The following is a 24,311-nucleotide window of genomic DNA, read 5'->3' as shown; positions in this document are numbered from 1 at the left end:
TGTTATACCCCTTCGTTCGTTTGGCGCTGGGCAGCGACTTCGAGCACGGCTTGGACGATGCCGGTGTAGCCCGTGCAGCGACATAGATGCCCCGAAAGCATGTCGCGTACCTGGGTCTCGTCCGGGTTGGGTACCCGTTCCAGGAAATCCACGCAGGACATGAGAATGCCCGCAGTGCAAAAGCCGCACTGCAAGGCGTGATGACGGCGAAAGGCTTGTTGCAGGTCGCTCAGTGTGTCGTCGTCGGCCAAGGACTCGACGGTCTCGATACGCCGCTCGTGCCCCTGTACCGCGAGCATCAGGCAGGAACGCATCGCGACTCCGTCCACCAGCACCGTGCAGGCACCGCAGACACCGTGTTCGCATCCGACATGGACACCGGTGGCACCGAGGTCGTGGCGCAGGAAGTCGCAGAGTTGGGTTCGCGGTTCAGCCAGGGCTTCGCGGGAGCGGCCATTGAGTTCCAGGCGAATCGGAAAGGTTTGGTCGGCAGTTACACGCATGTTCAGACTCCTTCGATCAGCTGATGACCCAGCTCGCGAATTAGTTGGCGGCGATAGGCAGCGCTGGCCTGCACATCGTCTTGTGCGTCGAGCGACCAGGCGGTTTGATTGAGCGCGTCTGGCAGCGCGGCACCACGAGGCAGGCTACGACGTTGTGGACGGTCGGCGACCCCGCCGATGCCAAGCTCGACCTGATCCGCGCCGATGGCCGCGGCCAGGGAGACAATGGCAAAGTCGCCGTGGCGCATGGCGATTTCGCGGAAGCGATAGGTGATGCCTTCGCGCTTGAGCGGAAAACGCACCTCGACGACCAGTTCATCCGCACGCTTGTCGGTGGTGAGAATGCCTTGGAAGAAGTCGGCAGCCTTGACGATGCGCTTGCCTTTTTTCGACTCGAGAACGATCTCGCCGCCCAGCGTCACCAGGCACAGTGGCAACTCGGCGCTGGGGTCGGCGTGAGCCACCGAACCGCAGACGGTGCCGCGATTACGCGTCTGGAAGTGACCGATCCAGGGCATCGCCAGTGCCAATAAAGGCACCTCGTCCATCAGGGTCGAACGCGCCAGCAACTGCGCCTGTCGTACCCCGGCACCTACCGCCAGGCAATCCTTGCGCAGTTCGATATAGGCCAGTTCAGCCACATGATTGATATCGATCAGTAACTTGGGTTGAGCCAGGCGCATGTTCAGCACCGCCATCAGCGATTGGCCACCGGCGATGATGCGAGCTTCCTGGCCGTACTCGGCGAGCAACTCAACCACCTGACGACGGGTGTCAGCCCGAACGTAATCGAAAGCAGCCGGTTTCATTGCGCACCTCCCTTGCCAAACAGCGCGCCAAGCGAGGCCCGCAGTCGCGCCCACCAGCCGGTGGAGATGGCTTGGCCGCTGACCCGTTGCGACAGGCGAGTAAAGATTTGTCCGATGATCACTTTCGAGGCCCCTTGCAACATTCGGCCGCCGACCGCGGCGACTTTGCCGCTGACCGCCACTTGGTATTGGTATTCCAGACGTGTGTGGCCATTTTCCAGTTGGACGAAACGCACCTTGGCCTGACCCTGGGCCGAACCCATCGAGCTGCTGCCGGAACCGGACAGACGCAATGAATGCGGCGGGTCCAGATCACTCAGGGCAACCTTGGCCTCGAAGCGCGCACGGATCATGCCGACGCCGACGGTGACGTCTGCGCGGTAACGGTTTTCGCCTTCAAGCACGAGGTCGTGGCAACCGGGAATGATCGCCGCTAGCGTCTGCGGGTCGAGCAAGGTATCGAAGACCTGTTGCGGCGAAGCAGGAATCACCACCGAGTCGTTGGCCCGCAGTGCCGGTCCACCGGCAGGTGCTGCGTCCAGGTTTTCATCGGACTCCATACCGGCGGGCCGTGGCGGCTCGTCGATCCCGATGAGCGTGCGTACTTTCGATGGCGTCAGTGGCAGACGGATGTCCGAGCGACCGAGGGCGTCGGCCACCGCGTTGGCGATGCACACCGGCGTGCTCATATTGTTGCCCTCGCCCACACCCTTGGCGCCCAGCGGGGTGAAGGGCGATGGCGTTTCCATGTGCAGGATCACCGGTTCGATCACTTCCGGTGCGGTCGGCACCAGATAATCGGCGAAGGTCCCGGAGAGGAAACTGCCGTCCTCGCCATAGGCGAATTCTTCCATCAGCGCCGCGCCGAGGCCTTGGGTGAAGCCACCACGAATCTGGCCATCGACCAGCGCCGGGTTGAGCAGGCGGCCGGCGTCATGGCAGGTGACGTAGCGATCGATGTGGATCTCGCCGGTCATGCGGTCGATTTCCAGACCACAGATGTCGAAGACAAAGCCGTAGCACAGCGAGCTGTTGACCTGATCCTGGTCGTCCGGAGCCACCAATTGCGGCGGGCTCCAGAACGCGGTTTCGCGCAGACCGCCACTTTCACCTTCCGGCAGCAGGCCTGGCGACCAGTGGGTCGCACCAGCAATCCGATGGAATGGCGCCACCGCCCCGCCATTGACCACAAAAATCTTGCCGCCCGCGAAACGAATATCTTCGGGGCTGGCCTGCAGTTGCTCGGCGGCAATCGCGGCGAGTCGATCGCGGATCTTTAGCGCCGCCTTGTAGACGGCACCGGCCACAGCACCGGCGAAGCGGCTGGAATAGTTGCCCGAGGCAATCGACCAAGCGTCCTTCTGGGTATCCAGTTCGACGTTGACCACGATGGACTCCAGCGCAACTCCAAGCACTTCGGCGACGACCTGAGCCACAGTGGTTTGATGGCCCTGCCCTTGCGGTGCCGAGGACACATGCACACTGACGTCACCCAACGGGCCGACGTTGATGGTTGCGGTTGCGACAGCACCGTTTTTCGGACCGGCCTTGCGCCGCTCTTCGGGTGTCATCGCGGTGGTGATGTAGCCCATGTTGGAAATCGAAGGCTCGATGACGGCGGCATAACCGATGCCGTAGATCCGGCCTTCGGCACGCGCCTGATCACGACGTTGGAGCAACTCGTCGAGTCCACCGTCAGCCGCCGCCAGGGCAATGCCTGCCTGGTAATTGCCGGAATCGAGCAACGCACCGGCGGCCGCGCGATAAGGAAAGGCATCGGCCGGCACCAGGTTACGGCGGATCACGTCCAACGGATCAAGCTTCAACTGCACGGCGATGTGTTGCAACAGCCGCTCAAGGGCGAAATACACCTGCGGGCCACCAAAACCACGGTTCAGGCCGGAAGGGGTTTTGTTGGTCAGCACCACTCGGTTGCGCACTTGCAAATTGCGGATCGCGTAGGCCCCCGTCAGGTTGCCGTGCATGCGGTAGAACGTCGCCGGTTCAGGCGCTCTCAGGTAGGCACCACAATCGTCGATCTGGTCATAACGCAAAGCGGTGATGCGGCCATCCGCTTCTACCGCCGCTTCAATTTCGGTCACCCGATTGGTCGCCGAAGAAGCCCCCTGAAGATGTTCCAGACGGTCCTCGACCCACTTCACTGGGGCACCGACCTTGCGTGACGCCAGGCCCATCATCACCACGTAAGGGAAAACCCCTTGCTTGATGCCAAAGCTGCCGCCGGAATCTTTCGGTGTGCGCAAACGCAAGCGGTTGCCGGGCACATTCAGTGCCCGGGCCATGACCGTGTGCAACGCGTAGGGGCCCTGAAAATTGGCCAGCACGTCATAAATGCCGGTGGCGCGCTCGTACTGAGCCAGCACCACATAGCATTCGATGGGTGTGCAGGAACTGCGCGGAAACTTCACTTTGAGCGAGACCTTGTGCGGCGCCTGCTCGAACGCCTGCTCCGGCTCGCCATAACGAAAGTGCCGTTCGTTGACCACGTTGCTGCCGACTGCTTCGTGCAGGATCGGCGCCTGTTCGGCGGTGGCCAGTTCGGGATCGATGATCGGGGGCAGCGGCTCGTAATCAACGCGCACACCTTCGATGGCGTCCTCGGCCAGATAGCGGCTCTCAGCGATCACCACGGCCACCGGCTCTCCGACATAGCGCACCTTGTCCACAGCGACGCACCAGTGCTCCATCGGCTGCCGCACACCCACCGGAAACGGCAGCGCCCAGCGTTTGACGTCTTCGCCAACCAGCACGCCGTGCACGCCTTTCATCAGCAGCGCTTTGGAAAAATCCACCGAGGTGATCCGCGCATGAGCGTGGGGTGAACGGATGATCGCCGCGTGTAGCGTACCCGGAGGGATCGCAGCGTCATCGGCATAGCAGCCGAGGCCGCGCAACAATGCGGCGTCCTCGACACGGGTCTGACGGGCGCCGATGTGGCCGGTCTGGCTTTCGGTAGCAGGTTGGAAACTAGTCATTTTTTTCGCGGCTCTTGTTGTTTTGCAGCGCGATAGCGTTAGAGCCGAGTGTGTGAGAAAGGCGCAGGGAGCGCCTTGCCTGGGGAGAGGGAGTTCTGCGCTGGGGTCTGAAAATTTGCCTTAGCGTCTGATTTTCAGGTCTGGGACCAGACAGAATTGCCGGTCAGGGATGGGACGCGGGAAGCCTCAGGAAAGCTTCGACTTCTGCATAGGGCATCGGTTTGGCAAAGAAATACCCCTGAAAAATATCGCAGCAACTGCCCTTCAGGAAATCCACCTGAAACGCTGTTTCCACGCCTTCGGCGACCACCGTAAGGCTGAGGTGATGGGCCATGGAAATAATGCCTTGGGTGATCGCTGCATCGTGATGGTCGGTGGCGATTTCCTGGATGAACGAGCGGTCGATCTTGATCTTGTCGATGGGCAAACGCTTGAGGTAGCTGAGGCTGGAAAAACCGGTGCCGAAATCATCGAGCGCAATGCGCACACCCAACGCCTTGAGCCGGCACAACGTGTCGATCGCCTGTTCAGCGTTATGCAACAGAAGCGACTCGGTGATCTCCAGATCCAGCTGCTCACCACGCAGACCGTGTTTCTCCAGGGTGGCCTGGACACACTGGACGAAATGGCCACGCTGAAAATGCATTGGCGAAATATTCACCGCCATCGAGATGCCGGTTACGCCCTGCTCGCCTAGCTGGCGCAAGTGCGCGCAGGCCGTATCGAGAACCCAAAGGCTCAGCGGGATGATCTGACCACTGTCCTCTGCCACTGGCACAAACACCGCTGGTGAGATGAATCCTTTTTCCGGATGCTCCCAGCGCAGCAACGCTTCGATCCCGACCACCCGACCCGTGCGCGCGTCTATCTGCGGTTGATAATGCAGCTTGAACGACTGAGTTTCGATAGCCTTTTGCAGGTCATTGCGCAGGCTCGCGTGCTCGCAAACGCGCTGATTAAGATCGCTGGTGTACCACTGAAAATTGTTGCGCCCTTGCTGCTTGGCTTTGTACATGGCCATGTCAGCCTGCTGGATCAGTTGCATCGGCTGCTCGATGTGACCATCGCTCAGGGTGATGCCGATACTTGCACTCACGTGCAGGTCAATGCCCTGGATGCAGTAGGCTCTGGCAATGCTGGCCATCAAGCGCTCGACCACCGGTACAACGTCCTCATCACGAAGCAGGTCCGGCAGCAGCACGATAAATTCGTCACCGCCCATGCGCACGATGGTATCGCCGGGACGAACCTGCCGGATCATACGCTGCGCCACCTCAATCAGCACCTGATCGCCGAAGTAGTGCCCGATCGAATCGTTGATGGATTTGAATCCATCCAGATCAATGCACATCACCGCCAGACGACGCTTACGCCGACGACTGATGTGACAATCCAGAACAAGCCGGTCTTCAAGCGAAACACGGTTAAGCAAACCGGTCAGCCGGTCATGGCTGGCATTGAAGCTCAATTGGCGCTCGAAATGCTTCTGCTCGCTGATGTCTCGGGCTATGCCAAATACCCCGACGATCTCTCCGTTGACCATGATCGGCAGGTTGGAAATGTCCATGGTCAGCAATTTATCACTCTCGTCGAGAAGCCGTGCCTCGAAGCGTTGAGGCTCTCCAGCGCGGGCTGCGGAAAAATGCTGACTGACCCGTTCCAGGTCTTCTTCGAGCAACAGGCGGGAAAAGTGATGACCGAGGAAATCGGTTGCGGTGTGCGGTTTCAGCTTCAGGCCTGCCGGATTCACACTCTGGATGTTGCCGGCCAGATCGAGGGCGAACACCGGGTTGGGGTTGTAGGTGAACAATGATCGAAAACGTTGTTCGCTTTCCTCCAGACGTTGGCCGTCACGTTCGCGGCGGATCGCAATGACTGCCAGTTGGGCTGCAAAGGCCAATCGTTGAATCTGCGCCTCGTCCGGCGCATGGGCGCGGTTCTGGTACAGGGCAAATGTACCCAACACGTTTCCTTGATGGGAGAGCAACGGCACCGACCAGCAGGAACGCAGGTTATGCCCCAGCGCCAGGCTGCGGAAACGCTCCCAGTTTGGGTCCTGGGCGATGTCTTCGGTGACCACAAGCTCGCGCCGGAATGCTGCGGTGCCGCAGGTTCCTTCCTGTGGACCAATGGCCATTCCATGAATCGCCTCGCTGTACTCGGCCGGCAGCCCGGGCGCCGCCCCGCTTAGCAAGTGTTTGCCCTCGGCATCAGTGAGCAGGATAGAGCAGAAGGTTTCGGGGGTCTGTGCGTCGTGCATCTGACAGATGGCGCAGAGTATGTCGCCCAGATGATGGTCGGTCGCGATCATGCCGAGAATGTCACGTTGCGACTCGGGGAAGGTCTTGCTGTGAAAGCTCGGACGAGTATTCATGGTGGTTCCTGAAGACTCTCGAGGTCGTCCGGTCTTCAGAGAGCCTGAAACAGTGGGCGGCCGATCACTGTCCACTAGTGCGTCGGACGCGCACTCTATAGAGCACCGACCCGCAAAAAAAAGGCTCAGATCCAACATAAAAAACGGTATCAGATTGCCGCCGTTTGGCTGGAATGGTCGGGGTGCTCCGTTCTGCTGGGCCGGACAGTTCGGAAGCTGCAGCCCGGTTTCCATGAACTTGGACCCATGAACATTTCCATGCCATTAGCCTTCGGACGTGCCGCAGAACATAGTAACGGCCTGCCTATGAACATATGACATGGCCCACTTGTTAAATGATGTGTCAGAGCGGAACTTCTACCAAAGGTTCTTTCTTGCGACTCCAGAAAAATGCTCTGTCAACGGGCCATCCGTGTTCATGGCGAGTCATTGAATGAAGTGGCTGCTGCCAGCTGGTAATGCGGCGCCGTTGCCCCTACTCATTCCATTCATCTACGTTCAACTCAAACTCAGGCTCCGCGCTTACAACACTGCTGCGGCACCCACAGTGACGCTTTTAATAGTTTTTGAGGGTTATTGATTCGGATTATCCGGCCCTTACCGGGCAGTATCCGCCCCGTATCGACCGACGTGCAGGCGCCAGCCATGCGTCGCTCAGTACTGGGGGCAGAAATCTGAACAGCAACTTTCATTACTTGAGAACAGAACACATGAGCATGTCGAATAAATGGATTGTGGGGATTGCCTTGAGCTGCGTGTTTCAAGTCGGGTGTGTCTCGAAGGTGGCGCAACAAGAACAATATTCGGGCTTTCTGCCCAATTATCAGGGACTGGAAGAACACACGACGCAGAGTGAACAGAAGGTGATGCGCTGGGTCGCGCCAGGGTTTGATCCCCATGCCTATTCCACTGTCGTGTTCACGGAGGTTGAGTTGTATCCAGCGCCCATACCCACTGCGCGCGTCAACCTGAAAACCCTGGAAGATGTACAGATCATGGCCAGCGACAGTGTCCGAAACGCCTTGGTCCCCGCCTATACGATTGTCTCGAATGTGCAGCAAGCACCGGCCGACTCACGGACATTGATCCTGCAGGCGGCGATCACTCACGTCAGCGCCAACAACGAGGGCATGCATTGGTATGAGGCCGTACCGATCGCAGCTGTCGTCGGGGCCACGCAAGCAGCCACCGGCCATCGTGATCAAACTGCCGAGTTGTATCTCGAAATGGACCTGATCGATGCCAAAACCGGTTTGCCGGTCGTCAAGGTGGTTCGCAAGGTGTTCGGCGAGACATTGAAAAATGCCAGTCAGCCAATAGGCGCCAATGACTTCAAAGTCGCACTCAAAACCGTGACGACCGACATGCAGGCCATGCTTTCCAAACAGTAGCTGACACGGGATACCCCATGGCAACGTTGACTTGCCTGCCATCCATTGTCTTGGTTTCGCACTGCGAGCAAACGGGCATGGGGTTTCGGAACGGCGGTCACGCTGCGTATCTCTGAACAATCTGTCAGGCCCCATGATGTCGCCTGGCGAGAGTCCGACTTGATGAAAATATCGACCCTTACCTTATCGGCCTGCCTGTTGCTCGCCAGTTCTGGTGCCTTGGCGGTAACGCTGGTTCCACTCAAAAACCAGACCTCCCAGAGCATTCAGCAAGACACCAGTGCCTGCCAGGCACAAGCCAATGCTCAATTTCCGACACAGAACACAGTGCCGTCCGGAGGTCGGATAAAAGGCGCTACCACAGCCGCGATCGCCGGCGCCACTGCCGCGCAGGTTCGCGGCCGGCAACATGACGACGTTTATGACCAGATCGACGACGATATCAAGCAGGACTATCGCCAGAACCGTGCGCGCAGTGCCGCTGCGGCCGGCGTGGTGGTCGGCGCCTCAAGACAACGTCAGGAGCGCAGACAGAATCTTGCCGCCACCGAGCAAAACATCACCGCCAACAACTCCGTGTACAGCAGTTGCCTGCAACAGCGCGGCTACAACGTTTTGCCTTGATCCACTTGAGGTCTCTACCGATGCATGTCTTTTTTGTACCCGTGGTTACCTTTGCTTCCTTGCTATTGACCGGTTGTTCTTTCTCCCCGAACACCCCGACTTCAACCCTGCAAACAGACAAGTCACCGGAACAATATGTCGATTGCGTCGAACCGAAATTGAAAGACAACAAACTCAATCCGACCGTATCTCGCAACAATCGCAGCTACACGATCGTGATGTCGAGCCAAGTAGCAGTCGACAACGTGCTGGCGGCTTACAAGGCAGAAAATGGTACCAAGGTGTATCTATACGAGCGCCCACTGACAGCCTCGACCTTTCTAGTATCCAGTCTTGAGCGTGCGGCGCTGGAATGCCTGTAGACTCGCCCTCCCCTGAAGTCATTTCACTCCCCTTCCTTTCCATCCTGCCCTGACCTTGTCGTGAGAACATGTTCAGGGACGCCCTGCCTCTTGATATTTGCAAGGCATGCATGGCTCTGCCTTGCAGTTTTCGGATAGCGCGAGATACTCATACCAAGCATCATGACCGCCCCCGATTGAAACCCCGTGGATTACCCTTGCTTGACGCCAGTGACATTTCCGAGAGCTATTCCAGCATTGTCTGCAAGACCTGATTGCCCCTTCCGCGCTTGTCCGCAAATAGTCGTTCATCTCCCCCGACAAGCACGTATTGCGTCTAACTCAGCCTCTCAATCCGTCTCTATACTCAGCCAGAACCAACTGAACGGAGGATTCCCATGCGCTACGCCTTCAAGTTGAAAAATGGTGCCATGGCCCTTTTCGACCCAGATACCGCCTTGCTTTCCATCACGACACTCTATGGCGATGTTCAAACCTCCACGATAGGTAGAGCTGAATCACGTCTACTGGATCTGCTGCTTATGGAGCCCGGTCAGACCAAAAGCCGTGAGGAGATTACCGACTACGCCTGGAATGACCGCGTCGTTGCCTCCGGCAGTTTGAACCAGGCCGTTTTTTCACTTAGAAACATTCTTAACGACAGTCGAGATCACGAAATCCTGATGACGGTTCCTCGAAGAGGATATTGCTTCAATCGTCAATATGTAGTCGATGCCCAGGCAGCGTTGCCGATGCCAGCAGATGAAGCGGTGCAGCCGTGCGCGCCCGTCATTGAAGAACTACCGCCAAGCGGGCGTGATGATGATCTTCCGCGACTTTCAGAAAAGACCAAAAAATCAAATTACATAACAAAAGCCCATTTGATCGGTTATTTCCTGACCTTGGGAGTTTGCGTTTACACAGGGTTCCATTCTGGCTTCGACACACCAAAAATAGAAGTTTCCAGCCTGAAACAGAACGACCTGTTCATCCATGCTGTAGGCCACTCGGTCGCTGAGGCTCAATCACTGAGGGATCTTTCGGCCAAACAGATCCAACAGTCCTCGCCCCATTTAAAAGGTCAGGTCTGGCTGAATCTCTATAAAACAAATTATTCCGTTTCGTGCGTCCGCCCGGATTCAAGCACAGCAAACTTACAATTAAATAGCGCTCAAAAAGACCTCGCACTGATGATCCGGCAATGTCTTGAGGCAACCCTATGAAACTGACAACACCTTCAATGACTCACTGGATAGTGCTTGGAATCATCAACGCCGCTTGCATTTTCTCTTTGCTTTATTCGCCATCTTATTACATGGAAAACATCAGTTATCAGACCATAACCCGACAATGGCTCGAAGACTTGAATCAGCTCAACACTGAGGAGTATCTGACTATCGGGCACGGCCGACTAACACAAACCTCTCTGGAAAACCTGAACGGAAAAATTCGTAACGCCACCATCACTGCAAATGTTATCCGGGAAAGCAATCATCACGTCCAGATAAAAATCAACAACGTTAAGCTGAGCCAGGACAACGAGTTATTCGCCATTGAAAAGACCCCCGATCTATTTTTCAGGCGCCAGTATGTCTTGCAGGAAGGCGCCGTTCTAAACTATGAGCTCATACCTGTCACCGATGACAACGCCGTATGTTTTTATGTACACGAAACCGGCCGCTTGCGTTGCATGAGTCACTAAACCATCATTCAGACAATAAAAATAATAATTACTGATTTGAATCAAATCCCCCTCCCCCTTAAAAATCCTCCCGTTTTGGTGATTTTCCTGGCTGCTTTGCCTTCACGACCAGTAAAGGCGCTTCTCGCGCCTTAAGCAAATCAAGCCGATTGATGATTGAAAATATGAGTTTTTGACTTTGACAAGCCCCTCGGGGGCGAGACTATTCACAGGCCGAGCCGTGACAGTCATGCGGCGGGCACTTTGCTCTTATTGAAAAATCATCAACAAGGAAGCTCGTCATGCGGCTAAAAAACTTTGCCACCGTATCATTTGGTGTATTGCTTTCACTTAAGGCCATGGCTGGATACAAGGAGCTTTACAGCGTCGACCTGGCGTCTATTGAAAGCAACAAAAAGAAGCTTGACGATGAAAGTTCCAGTTACAGGATTTGCACAAGCTATCGTATCAATGATTATTTTGCCTTTGATGCAGCGGCCATCGGCGCTCAACAAACGGCAATCTTTGGTTCGAAAATAGCGCCGTGCAAACTTCAAAGCCTGTTGGATCTACCATTGAGCGATGCCTATGTTTTTTCAGCGGCGCTGGAACTCACGCCGACTCATTGACATAGAAGTCTGAACAATGGCTTGGCACTACTTATTAGCTGAAGAGCGTTAAACTCCATGAGCACAATAATTCCTGACGAAGTTTTTCATGTAAAGCCCATTGCCGCAAATGAACCCGATAGAATTATCGGCCAGTGGACAGTCAGCCTGATTTCGGCAGAGCATGAGGCAAGTATTCGACAGTTTAAGCTCGTTGAGAGTCTGACTCTCCAGTGCAGCCGGCTGGACTTCGATTCAGTTGTCACCCTGGACAGCTCTGTTCCTTCAGGCTTTATAACCATTGCCATTTCGCAGGCGCCCATTGGCCGACCCTCTGTCAATAATCATGAACTGCGGCCTAATGAAGTCGTCGTGCTGTATAGCGGCGAGCCCGTACAGTACACCTGCGAACCGAATGAAACTCTTTATACGCTGACCACGACACTGGAGCACTATGCACAATGCATCGATAAGCACTCAATTATCGATGTGCTCGCCCATCGAAAGAACCAGCGCTTCCAGGTTACAAACTTCAAATTAATGCAGTCTGCCATTCAGGTCGTCAACGCTTGTTTTACAGACATCAATGGCACCACCGAAAAACAGCGCAGGCGCTCGGAAGTATCAGACTTTGAAAGCGTGTTATTGATTTCACTCCTGCACGCGTTGACACCCGTTGGTCGCGCCAGACTTAAAACCCCGTCAAGAAGAATAGTTGCGACGGAAGCGATAGATTACATCCATGAAAACATTAACAAAGCGCTGAGCATGAAGTCATTGGTAAAACAGCTTGAAACCACAGCTCGCAGCTTACATCTTGGTTTCGTCGAAACGTTCGGAACCTCACCCATTGCTTACATTAGAAATCTCAGACTCGCCAACGCACGCCGAGATTTGATCCGTCACACTTGGCCTACGGTTACCGAAACTGCCATGTATTGGAATTTTCACCATTTAGGCCGGTTTTCCAAGGCCTATCAGAGTGCCTATGGAGAAATACCTTCGGAAACCGCAAAACGCAACGCAGAAAAACCGGTTTAAAAATCAAACTTAAAAAATAACAATTAATGTTTCTAATTTTCCACGTTAATGGCCTACATTGCTTGCTAAATAGCCAGGAGAACAAACATGCGCTATCGATTAAATTCATTGCCACTCAAGCATAAAATCTTCTTTTGCATTGTCGCCTATTTGGGCGGTGTCGCATTGGCCTGGCTGATGAACAGTTAAAAATTCGCCTCTCTCCAGCCCGCCTAATCAAATCATGTTTTCCGGAGTTTTTATGATTGCCGCGTATAGAGCCTTACTTAAAACTTACCCATCAGCTTTATGCGCAACGGCTACAGTGGCTTTAATTGCATGGTTTCTTGCCGATCATTACGCAGACAGACTTTTTGGGCAGAGTTTGAGTAAAACCCATGAGTTGAATGACTTGAAATGGACGCTATTCATTGCCCTGGCTTTCCTGTTGGAAGCACTGCTTTACCTTTCATGGAGGATACTCAGGTATTACACCTCGACCGTCGTTCAGCTTCGCAAGGCCATTAGGGCGGACAAACTGGACGTGCACTACCAACCTATCGTTGATTCGAGGAAGGGATATCTGGTCGGTGCCGAATCACATTCTCGCTGGCACCCTAAAGGCGCTGCCATTGCGGCAGATGCGTTCATCTCAACGGCAGAGAAGTCCGAACTGATCTGCGAACTCACGCGCTCGGTCATGCGCCGTGTTGCGGAGGATTACAGCACCTATCTCTGGGCATGCAAGGATTTCTTCATCACCATCAATCTTACCGCCCACGACCTGCTCGACCAGACCTTTCCCGATTTTGTGGCCGGCATCATGACGACATACAACATACCGCCGTCCGCCATCGTTTTTGAAATCAACGATAGTGCCTTGTTAAATCACAAGGATGCAGCGACTCAATTGCACAGGCTTAGAGTGTATGGACATCGTATTGCTATGGGTCACGTTGGCACCGGTTCTTTCAGACACGCTTTCACCGAACCGGCACTCCCTGTACATGCCTTGGCCAGGCGGTATTTTCAATGTCCGGCGAACATCAGATGCTTACAGTGACTGAATACTACTCATCAATATCAATCAATGACTTCTATTAATCCTCGCAACTACGCACATTCGGCAAACATCTCACAATCGACAACCTGTAGAAGGACAACACTTCTTATGCTACTTCGAAACCTAGGCTTCGTTTCCCTACTTTCATTGCTATCCTTTCAGGCACTTGCGGATGACAAAGGTTTGTATCTTGGTGCTGGCGTCAGCAATATTGAAACCGACGAATCAAATCTGAGCGATGAAGACTCCAGTTATAAGGTTTTTGCAGGCTATCGTCTTAACGGCTATCTGGCCTTCGAGGGCGCCTTCGTTGATCTTGGCCAATTCGAGGACAAGAATCTTGATTTCGATGGAAAATCGGTGCAAGCCAGTGCGCATGTCGGCTTCCCACTGGGAGAGCGGGTGCGCATTTTCGGTAGTGTCGGTGCTCATGCCTGGGATGCTGACGGCAACGCCAGCGATGATGACACCGGCGTGGACTTGACCTATGGGGCGGGTGTTGAAGTGGATGTGTTTCGCAATATCGGCGTCCGCGCTGAATATGAAATATTGGAGGTCGGCAACATCAACCTGAATCAAACAACGGCCTCTGCATTCATTCTTTGGTAACGCTTGCTTCAATTGAGCGGCCTTAAAGGTCGCTCAACGCGCCCCTTGAAGCATCACCGGTTCAGCCACCCGTGCACCTTCAATCAACGCCAGACAACGGCGCAGCCAACTTCGCCTGGACGCTATAAATCTCAGAAACCACCTGCATCGTTGCCTCTTCGATCGTTCCTTCATTGCGGCATAAAACCCAGCCGTGATCTTCGATCGCTCGCTCGAACGCCTTGGTACAAGCGACCTGTTCTTCCAGCTTATGGATCACCGTACTGCTCAGCCCACGCCCTCGTGCCGCTGCCCTCGCCCATGAAATTTCAGCTGTGGTGACAACCCCGACATGCAGGTCTGGTACTTGCACGTTTCGATCCATGTTCAACTTTAGAATCTCTGCAAACGGGACTATCCGGCGAAACGCGGCGTCAGACGGGTACCAGCGATCGATCAAGATGATGCTGCCTGGTGGCTGTTCAGCCAGTACGTGCCGGGAAATCCAGGTGCGGCTATCAGCAAAACGCGCACAAACTTCCAGCTCCAAATCCCGGGTGGGATTTCTGACGAGTCTGTTCACCAGGGCCATTGTTTCACCCCTATAGGGATCGCTTTTTTTCTCGCAAAGTCGGATCACCTTTTTGTTGTCTGCCCTCAGTACTTTCGTAACGGCCTCCAACAGCGTGGTTTTGCCGGCGCCCTTGGGCCCATCCAGAGAAACAAACAGCGAACGATTCATTCTTCACATAACAGTTGGTATACGGTTTTTGTTGCCCTGTTCACTCGCTGCAATCGCTTGGCGCGACTATGCCGAATCGAGTGGAGGGTCCTTATGAACAGACATTGCTGAACACTCTAACCTTGTTTGGCTGACGGGTCTCAAAATCCAGGGTTACCGCTGCTTACATTGGATCAGTTGGCCCCTCGCAAGCGCCCTCTCCGCCATCTCAACGTGCCTGAGCCACCCTCTCCGCGTACCAGCTGCCACAGGCAGATCACTCGCCAGGCACGCGTCAACAGAACGTTATTTTTTCTAAACACCTAAAAACCATTCGCAACCGCTAATCAGTTAGTCCGGTTTTTTGACGCCCCTCCGATGCGCGGTCACAACTTTTGCTCTCCGCTGGGTCATAACACGGTGGCTGTCGATGGAATATTGGCATTCAACGAGGTTCTCGCCTGATACGGAGATAAGCTCATGATTTTCAATGTACAAAATTTTGGCGCCAAAGGAGATGGCATCACTGACGACACAGCGGCGATACAAAGTGCGATTGATGCAGCGGCCGCCGCAGGCGGTGGGCAGGTGTATCTGCCGACTGGAACTTATATCGTTTCGGGAGGTGAAGAACCCTCCGACGGCTGCCTGATGCTCAAGAGCAACGTCTACCTGTACGGCGACGGCATGGGCGCAACCACCGTCAAGGTGGCTGACGGTTCCGACACCAAGATCACGGGGGTCATCCGCTCTGCCTATGGCGAGGAAACCCATGACTTCGGCGTGAGTAATCTCACCATTGATGGCAACCGCGACAGCACCACGGGCAAGATCGACGGTTGGTTCAATGGCTACATTCCCGGCGAAGCAGGCTACGACTCCAACGTCACCCTCGACAGCGTCGAGATCAAGGATTGCTCCGGATACGGTTTCGACCCCCATGAGCAGACCGTCAACATGGTCATCAAGAACAGCGTGTCCCATGGCAATGGCCTGGACGGCTTCGTGGCTGACTTCCTCAGCGACAGCACCTTCGAAAACAACATCGCCTACGACAACGACCGCCACGGTTTCAACATCGTTACCAGCACCCACGACTTCACGCTCACCAATAACATTGCCTACAACAATGGCGGCAATGGCATCGTGGTGCAGCGCGGCAGCGAGGACATCCCCTCCCCCAACAACATCACCATCACCGGTGGCGAGGTGTATGGCAACGGCGCCGAAGGGGTGCTGATCAAAATGTCCAGCGAGGTGACGGTCAGCGGCGTCGATATTCACGACAACGCCAGCGCCGGGATACGCATTTATGGCAGTAACCACGTCCAAATCATCGACAACACACTGACTAATAATTCCCTGGGCGGTCCCGTACCGGAAATCATCATCCAGTCCTACAACGACACCTTGGGCGTGTCCGGCAAATACTTCAACGGCAGCGACAACACCATCCAGGGCAACATCATCATCGGCAGCGACCTGTCGACTTACGGCGTCGCCGAACGCAACGAAGACGGAACCGATCGCAATGCCATGATCGGCAACACCATCAGTCACACCAGCAAGGGGACCACGCTGGTCTATGGTGACGGCAGTTACGTCAGCGCCACGGTGCCGATGACGATCGTACAAGGCACGGCTGGTAACGACACCTTGCTGGGCAGCACCGCCAGCGAAATCTTCTATGGTGGTGCCGGCAACGACACCCTCAATGGCGGGGCCGGTGGCGACATTCTGGTGGGTGGTGCCGGTATCGACAAACTCACCGGAGGCACCGGCGCCGATACGTTCCGTTTCGCCGCTCAGTCCGACAGTTACCGCAATGCAACCACAAGTTTCGATGACACCATCACCGACTTCGACGTCACCCAGGACAAAATCGATCTCGCCGGCCTCGGTTTCACCGGCCTGGGCGATGGCCGTGGCGGCACCTTGCAGGTCAGCTACAGCGCCACCAGCAACCGCACCTACATCAAGGATTACGATGCCGACGCCAGCGGTAATCGCTTCGAGCTGATTCTCTCGGGTAACCTGACCAGTACGCTGACGGCGAATCACTTCATCTTCAACCGGGTCATCACCGGCACCAGCGGCAGCGACTCACTGTCGGGCAGCGATTCGGCCGATACACTGCTCGGCCTCGCGGGTAACGACAACCTCAGTGGTGGCGCGGGCGATGACAAGCTCGAGGGCGGTGCCGGACGCGATTCGCTGTACGGCGGCGACGGTGCCGACATCTTCCGCTATACCAACGTGCTCGACAGCTACCGCGACTATGACACTGGTGGTGTGACGGCCACCGACACGATTTATGACTTCACCACTGGCGTGGACAAGATCGATGTTTCGAGCCTGAGCTTTGCAGGCCTCGGCAATGGCAGCAACGGCACGTTGTACATCACTCTCAACGCGGCCGGCGACAAAACCTACATCAAGTCCACCGAAGCGGATGCCGATGGCAACCGTTTTGAAATCGCCCTCAACGGCAATTACCTCAACACCCTGACCGCCAACGACTTCGTATTCGCCAAGAGCACTCAGCAGGACATCCTCTACCTGCCCACCCTCGGCCAATCCAATGCGCGTCTGCTGCGCATGACGGAGGACGACAATCAGTCCGGTACCTCGATGCTGGTCAGCGACCTGGACCGCTATACCCCCTATGACGTGCGCAGCCAATTCACCGATGCCAATGGAAACAACATCGACATTGCAGTGGGCGGTAGCACGGTTACCGGCCTGTCGACCCTCAGCGCCGAGGAACTCAAGTTGTGCTGGTGGCTGACCGATACCAACCAACCTGGCGCTGCGCTGTTGCGCGCCGTGACGCTGCTGCGCGACCAGCTCACCGAACTGCAATCCATCGGTAACGTCACCATGGGCATCATTTGGGGTCAGGGCGAGGAAGCCGCCCAGGAGATCGGCCGCGCCACGGACAAAGCAGCGGCAGCAGCGGCCTACAAGGCCGCGACCCTGAAGGTGTTCGATTACCTGCATGCCCAGTTCGGCAACTTCAGCGTTTACTTGATGGAAACCGGTCACTACGAACAGGACGCGGCGCGTGCCCGTGGTTATTCAGAAGAAAAAATTGCCTCCATCGTCGAGGGGGTTGGCTATGTCCGCGCTGCCCAGGAAGCCATCGCCGCCGAGCGCGCCGACGTCAAGCTGGCGGTGGATTACACCGACCTGCCCTTGCGCCACGAAGTCGATCCGCTGGCGTATCCCGACGACGTCTGGCACCTGCACGAGGAGTCGGCCGAGATCGTCGGCCAGCGCCTGGCCGACTACATTGCCAATGACCTTGGCTCGCAAGGCAACCCCAATGACAACAACAGCGTGCAGGCTATTTTCGACAACGCTCAGAACATGATTTCCGGTACCGACCAGGCGGATACCCTGACGGGCACCTCGGGCAACGACCTGCTGAATGGTGGCCTGGGCGCCGACACCCTGACCGGTGGCAATGGCAATGACGTTTATGTGGTCGATAACGCATTCGATCGCGTGGTGGAAACCAACACCTCGACTTCGCAGATCGATACGGTGCAGGCCTCGCTCAGCTGGACCCTGGGAGCCAATCTGGAGAACCTGATGCTCACCGGCGTGTCGGCCATCAACGGCACCGGCAATGAGCGGCCCAACTTCATCACCGGCAATGCCGCCAATAACGTGCTCGATGGTGCCGCAGGGGCCGACAGCATGAGCGGCGGCGATGGCAATGACACCTACCATCTCGACAACGCCAACGACACCGTGATCGAGATCAACAGCAATGCGGTGTCGGGAGGTATCGACCGTGTGCACAGCAACCTCGCGGCCTATACCCTCGGCAACAACGTCGAGCATCTGTATGTCGATAGCACTGGCGCCGCCAATGGCACGGGCAACGCGCTGGACAATACGCTGTTCGCCGGTGCCGGCAACAACGTGCTGGACGGGCGCGATGGCAATGACACGGTGTCTTATGAACGCGCCCTGTCCGGCGTCACCGTCAATCTCTCCACGTCAGCGCAACAAAATACCGTGAGTTCGGGGCTCGACACCTTGAAGTCCTTCGAAAACCTGACGGGAAGTGCCTACGCCGACACGCTGTCGGGCAACAGCGCCGCGAACATTCTGAACGGTGGTGCGGGCAACGATGCGCTGGTGGGCGGCTCGGGCAATGACCGGCTGATCGGCGGTGCAGGCACCGACAACCTCACCGCTGGCACTGGCGCGGATAGCTACGCGTTTGGTGCGCTGTCAGACATGGGTATCGGGGCTTTGCGTGATGTGCTCAACGGCTTCAAGAGCACCGAGGGCGATCTTCTGGATTTCACCGGCCTGGACGCCAATCCGCTGACCACCGCTGTCGACGCTTTTACCTTTGTCGGCAGCAACGCCTTCGACCCTGCCAATGCCACCGGCCAACTGCGCTTTGCCGATGGCATTCTTTACGGCAGTGTCGATGCCGACGCCACGCCGGAGTTCGAAATCCAGCTGGTGGGTGTCCAGGCGTTGCACGCCAGCGATTTCACCGCCTTGGGTTAGGCTCACATCTTTGGGAGCGGGGCTTGCCCGCTCCCGGAGGGATTTGCGCTCCCAGGCTGATCTACTCTTGACCCACCGTCACCTCCTTCCAGCTGTCATCGGGATCAAAGCGCTTCATCGACTGCGCCAACTGGTCCCCACCGGGGCCCAAGTCTTTTTCGAACACCTGCCCTTCATGACTGATCATGAAACTCATCACCCCGGTGTCCGCGTATTTCGCCGGCCAGGCGATCAGTGCAAAACCACGGCTCATCTTGTCACCGATGAGGTAGCTATAGGCGCCGCCCGGTGCCGAAGGACCTTGGCCATCAAGGATGCGAAAGTGATAACCCTGCCAGTCTTCACCGGCAATGGTTTTACCGAACAACGGACCCAACGGGCTGATCTGACCGCTATCATCGTCTTCCCAATAAAGTCCGTCATGTTTGCCGGCGGTGCTGAAGATTTTTTGCGCGTAGGCGAGTGCGCCATCACCGTCACGATCCACGGATGCATACTCCATCTGGACATCGTGATAAGTCAGCACTGATTGCAACGCGGCGAGTTCGTTGCGGCCAATTCGACGTGCACGGACTTCGGCGCTACCGGCGTCGATGTCGAACCGCCAACCGTCCGCGCCTTTGACCATGGGTATAGGCAACGTCCAGTGGTCACGGCCAACCGACAGGACCGCCTTGCGATCGCTGGGTTTTTCAATGGCATGTTGTTCGCGGTATTGCTTCAAAAACGCATCCACATCACTGCGCTGCACGCCTTCGCGCGGGATGAAACTGCGCCATTCATTACCCAGCAACTCGGTCAGGCGTGCCTGATCGGCGTATTTCGTCCCCAGTGCCTCGACGAACGCCTGGGCGGCCATTTCCGGCGTCGGAAATGCCTGCTGGGCCGTCGCCATGCACGACCACATCAAACCGGCAGCGATCGCCAGGACATGAAAGCGCAAGCCCGTGAGAGCCTTCATTCGAGCATTGTTTTTCAACGACGGCTCCCCCTTTGACGCGCGGGTGGACTGGACGGCCGACTGACCTGATGGCCGGCTGGGCGCGAAGCACTGGGGCGCCGGGCGGATGCCTGGCTGGCTTGGCCACGACTGGCTTGTGCGTTGGCCTGGGACGGTGAACGCACGCCGGCGAATGCATTATTGCGGGCACTGCCCGTGCTGGAAGCCGGCCGTTGTTGCGCAGTTTGGCGCCCTTGCAAATCGCCCTGCCCGCGCTGGTTTACCTGAGCGGTCTGTTTCCTGGGTGGCTGACTCTCCCGGGTATTTCTGGCAGTGCCCTGGCTCCTGTCAGACGCCCTCGGTCTGTCTGTACCTGCTTGCATCCGATTGCCGGGCGAGGTTGCCGACTGGGTTTTGCGCGCCGAATCGCGGGCTTCGAGGTTGCTGGTGGCAGGTCGCTCGATACCGTGCCTGTCCATTGAACCACGGGCTTTTTCACGCGCCTGGGCTCGCTTGGCATCATCCCCTCGATAGGCTTCACGCTGACGGGCACCGTCCAGTTGGCGGCCATACTGTTCCCGGCTCTTACTGTCTCGATAGGGGACGCCATCGCGATGAACAGCGTTGTGCTGCCACTGGTTCTGATTCCGAGTGATCTGGTTGTTGCGGTTGATGTTGTTGTAGCGGTCGACGTCAATGTCGATGTCGTTGTTGTCCCAGTCACATTCACCCCATAACGAGCCGATGATAGCCACGCCGGTGCCAAAGGCCAGCCCGGCCAACAATGCCGAGCCGGGGTAATAGGCTGGCGGCGGTGGATAGTACACGGGAGGCGATGCCGGATAGGGCCAGGTGCCGTAGGTTGTCGTCGGGTTATAACTGGGTACGTAAACCACCTGCGGATCGGAAGGCTGAATGATGATTGTGGAGGTGCTGCTGGCCGGAGCCGGAGCCGGAGCTGCCGGTGCCGGTGCCGGCGCCGCCTGAACCGTCACGTTCTGATATTGGTTGCTCTGCAGGTTGCCTGCTGCCTGGGCCTGATGACGCAAGCGTTGCACGCCCCCCATGACATCGTCGGGCTGCGCCAAAAAGGCATCCCCCAGGCGTTGTACCCAGACCGGATCCTGCCCCAGCATGACCATGACTTGGGGGAAGGCCACCAGTGCCTGCACGCTCGGATCCCAAGGCTGATTCGCCACTTGTTTGACCGCATCGTCGCCCTTGGCGTCCGGGTGTGCTTTAGACCAGGTGACCGCTTCGGCGATTTCCCCGGGGTACGTGGTGGCCATCAACACCTGGGCCAGCAGTGGGTCCGGATATAGCGCAACAGGAGCCAGCATTTGATCCAGCTGCTCCTGGGTAAACACGGCATCTTTGGCCACCGCGGCGACGGGCGCTGTATCGACAGCGCTTGTGGTCGCGCTCGCGTCCAATGGCTGCGCCAGGCAGGAAGATCCGCTCAAAAACAATACAGCTGACACCGCATAGAACAATGGAATGCGCATTGCACCCCCTCTGTGGTCAGGCAGGCTTGAGCGCCTTGATCGTTCCGCCCTTCCCTGCACCGTCGCGCCCGTCAAAGACGATACAGAGCTTGATGCTCCTGGCTTTTTTCAGTCTTCAAATTCACGGGGTTACCTGATAGCCCCGCTGCTGCATGCAACTGGTGTAGGCCGAAGCAGTGGCCGCCGGTTCTGCCCGGCGATCCTGACGACGATCCTGACGTTGCCGGGATCCACCTACAACCGCACCTGCGACAGCAGCATCCTTGGCGTTGTTCTGTCGATATTCCTGTTTGACATCGTCGTCCACCTTGTCATAAATCTCGTCATGCTGACGACCGCGCGCGCCGGCAACCGCCGCACCGGCTACTGCGCCCGTAGCGGCACCGCGGGCACGTCCACCTGATTGAGACGTCGTGCTGCTGCTTGCCGCATTCCCGGCTTGAGCCTGGCATGCGCTTATGTCCTGCTGAATCATTTCGGGGGACTGCCCTTTGAGCGGCGTGACCGTCTCGGCTGAAGCGCAAAGGCAGAATACCGAGACAAGGGTAGCCAAACAGGGGGGGATGGACTTTCTCATAAAGCCTCCGCTGTTATCAGTCTGCTTTGGATCTTTGAGTCTAGCTCACGTTTGGCGACTAACTCTGAGAAGGGTGCAACGTCCAATTCCTTTTGTACGTTGCCCCTCGAACGGGTGTGGAAAGTATTGACTGACACCGCAATCAGCCAATGCGCGCCAGATAGTCTCAATGCTCCAGTACGTAATGGCCCGGGGCTGCGTACAACGGCGGATATTTGCGTGAGCCCAGTTTGCGCGGTGCTGGCCGGCTAGCGCCCGACCGTTGTTCAATCCACTGCCGCCAATGCGGCCACCAGCTGCCGGTGTGGCTCTCGCCTGCGTCTTGCAGCCAGCTTTCTGGATCCAAGGCGGTGGCAGCGGCGGCGTAGAAATACGACTTCGGGTTGCCCGGCGGATTGATCAAGCTTTGTAGATGGCCGGCATTGGAGAGAACGAAGGTGCTGTCCTCGCCGAACAATCGGGCGGTACCGTAGCAGCCCTGCCAGGGTGTGATGTGATCGGTGGTGCCGCCGATCACATAGGCACCGACCTTAACCTTGCTCATGTCGATAGGCTCGCCGGCAATCTGCAAGACCCCCGGGTTGCGGTAGGGATTGTGCTGGGCCAGATCGAGGTAGTCGGCATGCAGTTTTGCCGGCAGACGCGTGGAGTCGTTGTTCCAGGCCAGGATGTCGAACGCTGGCGGCTTGTTACCCAGCAGGTAGTTGTTGACCCAATAATTCCAGATCAGGTCGTTGGGGCGCATCCAGGCGAACATACGCGAAATGTCCTGACCACTGAGTGTTCCCTTGCACTGCGAGCTGGTCTTCGCCGCGCGCAGTACCGCCGGCGTGGCAAAAAGGCCGATAGCAGTGTCACCAAAGAGCGCAGGCATATCGAGCACGCATACCGCCCAACTGGTGTTCGCCACCTTGGCGCCTTCACCGCGTGCCGCCAGCCAGCCGAGATAGGCCGCGAGCGTCAGGCCTCCCGAGCACGAACCCCACATGTTCACATCCGCGCTACCGGTGATTTGCCGCGCGACATCCACCGCCTGGTCGAGGCACAGCGCGTATTCGGACAAGCCCCAGTCGCGGTGCATGCTGGTCGGATTGCGCCAGCTGATGACGAACAATTGTATGCCGCTGTCCTGTATCCATTTGATCAGGCTCTTGTCTGGCGACAAGTCAATGGCGTAGTACTTGTTGATCTGCGGCGGGGACATGACTAACGGCCGGGCATGGACATTTTTCGTGGTGGGGGCGAACTGCAACAGTTCGAACATCTCGGTGCGTAACACCACCTCGCCCTTCGCCGTGGCGATGTTTTCTCCCACCTTGAATGGCCTGCTGTCCACCTGCATCGGCATCCCGCCGTTGTGGCGCAGGTCCCGGGAGAACTGCCCGACCCCTTTGACCAAACTCATGCCGCCCGTATCGAGCAACTTGCGCAACGCTGTCGGGTTGGTCAGCAACAGATTGCTCGGCGCCAATGCATCAAACAGCTGTGAGGCAATGAACCGGGCACGACCCTTTTCCCTGGCATCGAGATGGGCTCCATCGATAAAACGGCTCAGCTCGTCATTACCAGCCAGGTAGCTTTGCAACAGGCCGCGCAGCAAGGCATTGGATTGCCAGGCCGGATCGGAAAAACGCTTATCCTTGGGATTCGGTGCCACGCTGGAACTGCCGGCGGCAATATTGCCCAACTCCTTGAGGTAACTGCCCACATGCCGTGCAGCCTTGACGGGCGTCTTGCCCACAGCCTTGAACAAAGCCCCGGAGGCGCTCAGCAAATCGACCGGGCGCACCCTGAGCAATGGCGTGGCAACCTGTGCGGTGTTAACCGCCAACTCCTGTTTCTGCTGCTCTTGAGGCGTTTTTTTTGGCGCTGCGCGACGACGCTTGGCAGGCGTATCCGTTGATCGAGTGATTCGAGGTGTTTTATTCATAGCCATTCTCTTGTTTTTGTACGCAAGCCTTGAGGGCAACGAGCATTCCTTTCCGTGCGATGCAGGCACGATGGAAAGTGACGCAGTGTCGCGTAGCTGCCGACGTT

The 24,311-nt window shown here is 56.8% G+C and carries 19 protein-coding genes and 1 pseudogene; 10 read left to right on the top strand and 10 right to left on the bottom strand.

Features of this window, described 5'->3' with window-relative positions:
* Nucleotides 1–2: 2 nt before the first annotated feature.
* The 4 genes from FHW68_RS17295 to FHW68_RS17280 all read right to left on the bottom strand — a co-directional run bounded on the left by FHW68_RS17295 (nucleotide 3) and on the right by FHW68_RS17280 (nucleotide 6,682).
* Complete coding sequence (locus FHW68_RS17295; protein WP_064596717.1) at nucleotides 3–503, bottom strand: (2Fe-2S)-binding protein; 501 nt, start codon at nucleotides 501–503, stop codon at nucleotides 3–5.
* Nucleotides 504–505: 2 nt separating this feature from the next.
* Nucleotides 506–1,312 (bottom strand): xanthine dehydrogenase family protein subunit M, encoded by an 807-nt coding sequence (locus tag FHW68_RS17290; RefSeq protein ID WP_102615848.1) that lies wholly within the window; start codon nucleotides 1,310–1,312, stop codon nucleotides 506–508.
* Nucleotides 1,309–4,308: a molybdopterin cofactor-binding domain-containing protein gene (locus tag FHW68_RS17285; RefSeq protein ID WP_183681682.1), complete on the bottom strand. Its 3,000-nt coding sequence runs from the start codon at nucleotides 4,306–4,308 to the stop codon at nucleotides 1,309–1,311. The genes FHW68_RS17290 and FHW68_RS17285 overlap by 4 nt, the downstream gene beginning before the upstream one ends.
* A gap of 163 nt (nucleotides 4,309–4,471) precedes the next feature.
* Nucleotides 4,472–6,682, bottom strand: a complete 2,211-nt coding sequence (locus FHW68_RS17280) for a bifunctional diguanylate cyclase/phosphodiesterase (RefSeq protein WP_183681679.1) — start codon at nucleotides 6,680–6,682, stop codon at nucleotides 4,472–4,474.
* 710 nt (nucleotides 6,683–7,392) lie between these two features.
* On the opposite strand from FHW68_RS17280, the gene FHW68_RS17275 reads away from it, so the two are divergent.
* The 9 genes from FHW68_RS17275 (at nucleotide 7,393) to FHW68_RS17235 (ending at nucleotide 14,019) form a co-directional block, all read left to right on the top strand.
* Entirely contained in the window at nucleotides 7,393–8,073 is a 681-nt protein-coding gene (locus FHW68_RS17275; RefSeq protein ID WP_183681677.1) for a DUF3313 domain-containing protein, read from the top strand.
* 162 nt (nucleotides 8,074–8,235) lie between these two features.
* Nucleotides 8,236–8,697 (top strand): hypothetical protein, encoded by a 462-nt coding sequence (locus tag FHW68_RS17270; protein ID WP_095630491.1) that lies wholly within the window; start codon nucleotides 8,236–8,238, stop codon nucleotides 8,695–8,697.
* 20 nt (nucleotides 8,698–8,717) lie between these two features.
* The gene (locus tag FHW68_RS17265) at nucleotides 8,718–9,059 is read left to right on the top strand and encodes a hypothetical protein (protein WP_183681675.1); all 342 of its coding nucleotides are present in this window, start codon (nucleotides 8,718–8,720) and stop codon (nucleotides 9,057–9,059) included.
* Nucleotides 9,060–9,436: 377 nt separating this feature from the next.
* Nucleotides 9,437–10,261 (top strand): winged helix-turn-helix domain-containing protein, encoded by an 825-nt coding sequence (locus tag FHW68_RS17260; protein WP_183681672.1) that lies wholly within the window; start codon nucleotides 9,437–9,439, stop codon nucleotides 10,259–10,261.
* Nucleotides 10,258–10,740: a hypothetical protein gene (locus FHW68_RS17255; RefSeq protein ID WP_095630488.1), complete on the top strand. Its 483-nt coding sequence runs from the start codon at nucleotides 10,258–10,260 to the stop codon at nucleotides 10,738–10,740. The genes FHW68_RS17260 and FHW68_RS17255 overlap by 4 nt, the downstream gene beginning before the upstream one ends.
* A 281-nt stretch (nucleotides 10,741–11,021) precedes the next feature.
* A complete protein-coding gene (locus FHW68_RS17250) occupies nucleotides 11,022–11,348 on the top strand; it encodes a hypothetical protein (protein WP_095630487.1) in 327 nt (108 codons plus the stop codon).
* Between the two features lie 57 nt (nucleotides 11,349–11,405).
* Nucleotides 11,406–12,368: a helix-turn-helix domain-containing protein gene (locus tag FHW68_RS17245; RefSeq protein WP_095630486.1), complete on the top strand. Its 963-nt coding sequence runs from the start codon at nucleotides 11,406–11,408 to the stop codon at nucleotides 12,366–12,368.
* A gap of 241 nt (nucleotides 12,369–12,609) precedes the next feature.
* On the top strand, nucleotides 12,610–13,410 hold the full coding sequence (locus tag FHW68_RS17240) for an EAL domain-containing protein (protein WP_260296656.1): 801 nt from the start codon (nucleotides 12,610–12,612) through the stop codon (nucleotides 13,408–13,410).
* A 108-nt stretch (nucleotides 13,411–13,518) separates the two neighbouring features.
* Entirely contained in the window at nucleotides 13,519–14,019 is a 501-nt protein-coding gene (locus FHW68_RS17235; protein WP_095630484.1) for an outer membrane beta-barrel protein, read from the top strand.
* A 79-nt stretch (nucleotides 14,020–14,098) separates the two neighbouring features.
* On the opposite strand, the gene FHW68_RS17230 is transcribed toward FHW68_RS17235, so the two are convergent.
* Nucleotides 14,099–14,740 carry a dTMP kinase gene (locus FHW68_RS17230; RefSeq protein WP_183681666.1) on the bottom strand — a complete coding sequence of 214 codons (642 nt, stop codon included), beginning with the start codon at nucleotides 14,738–14,740 and terminating at the stop codon, nucleotides 14,099–14,101.
* A gap of 459 nt (nucleotides 14,741–15,199) precedes the next feature.
* Between FHW68_RS17230 and FHW68_RS17225 the strand changes: the two genes are divergently transcribed.
* On the top strand, nucleotides 15,200–19,252 hold the full coding sequence (locus tag FHW68_RS17225; RefSeq protein WP_183681662.1) for a glycosyl hydrolase family 28-related protein: 4,053 nt from the start codon (nucleotides 15,200–15,202) through the stop codon (nucleotides 19,250–19,252).
* 61 nt (nucleotides 19,253–19,313) lie between these two features.
* Here the strand turns inward: FHW68_RS17225 and FHW68_RS17220 are convergent, their stop codons facing one another.
* The 5 genes and pseudogenes from FHW68_RS17220 to FHW68_RS17200 form a co-directional block, all read right to left on the bottom strand.
* Entirely contained in the window at nucleotides 19,314–20,213 is a 900-nt protein-coding gene (locus FHW68_RS17220; RefSeq protein WP_095630481.1) for a DUF2950 domain-containing protein, read from the bottom strand.
* 14 nt (nucleotides 20,214–20,227) lie between these two features.
* Complete coding sequence (locus FHW68_RS17215; RefSeq protein ID WP_183681659.1) at nucleotides 20,228–21,697, bottom strand: DUF3300 domain-containing protein; 1,470 nt, start codon at nucleotides 21,695–21,697, stop codon at nucleotides 20,228–20,230.
* A 28-nt stretch (nucleotides 21,698–21,725) separates the two neighbouring features.
* Nucleotides 21,726–21,800, bottom strand: a pseudogene (locus tag FHW68_RS17210) (hypothetical protein); the annotation flags it as partial.
* A gap of 18 nt (nucleotides 21,801–21,818) precedes the next feature.
* Nucleotides 21,819–22,274 carry a YMGG-like glycine zipper-containing protein gene (locus FHW68_RS17205; protein ID WP_183681657.1) on the bottom strand — a complete coding sequence of 152 codons (456 nt, stop codon included), beginning with the start codon at nucleotides 22,272–22,274 and terminating at the stop codon, nucleotides 21,819–21,821.
* Between the two features lie 166 nt (nucleotides 22,275–22,440).
* Complete coding sequence (locus tag FHW68_RS17200; protein ID WP_183681654.1) at nucleotides 22,441–24,204, bottom strand: alpha/beta fold hydrolase; 1,764 nt, start codon at nucleotides 24,202–24,204, stop codon at nucleotides 22,441–22,443.
* Between the last annotated feature and the right edge of the window lie 107 nt (nucleotides 24,205–24,311).

This window comes from Pseudomonas sp. Tn43 (assembly GCF_014192635.1).
GTDB lineage: Bacteria > Pseudomonadota > Gammaproteobacteria > Pseudomonadales > Pseudomonadaceae > Aquipseudomonas.
Note: the sequence above shows the minus strand (reverse complement) of the source record. Positions and strands in the feature narration are given on the sequence as shown.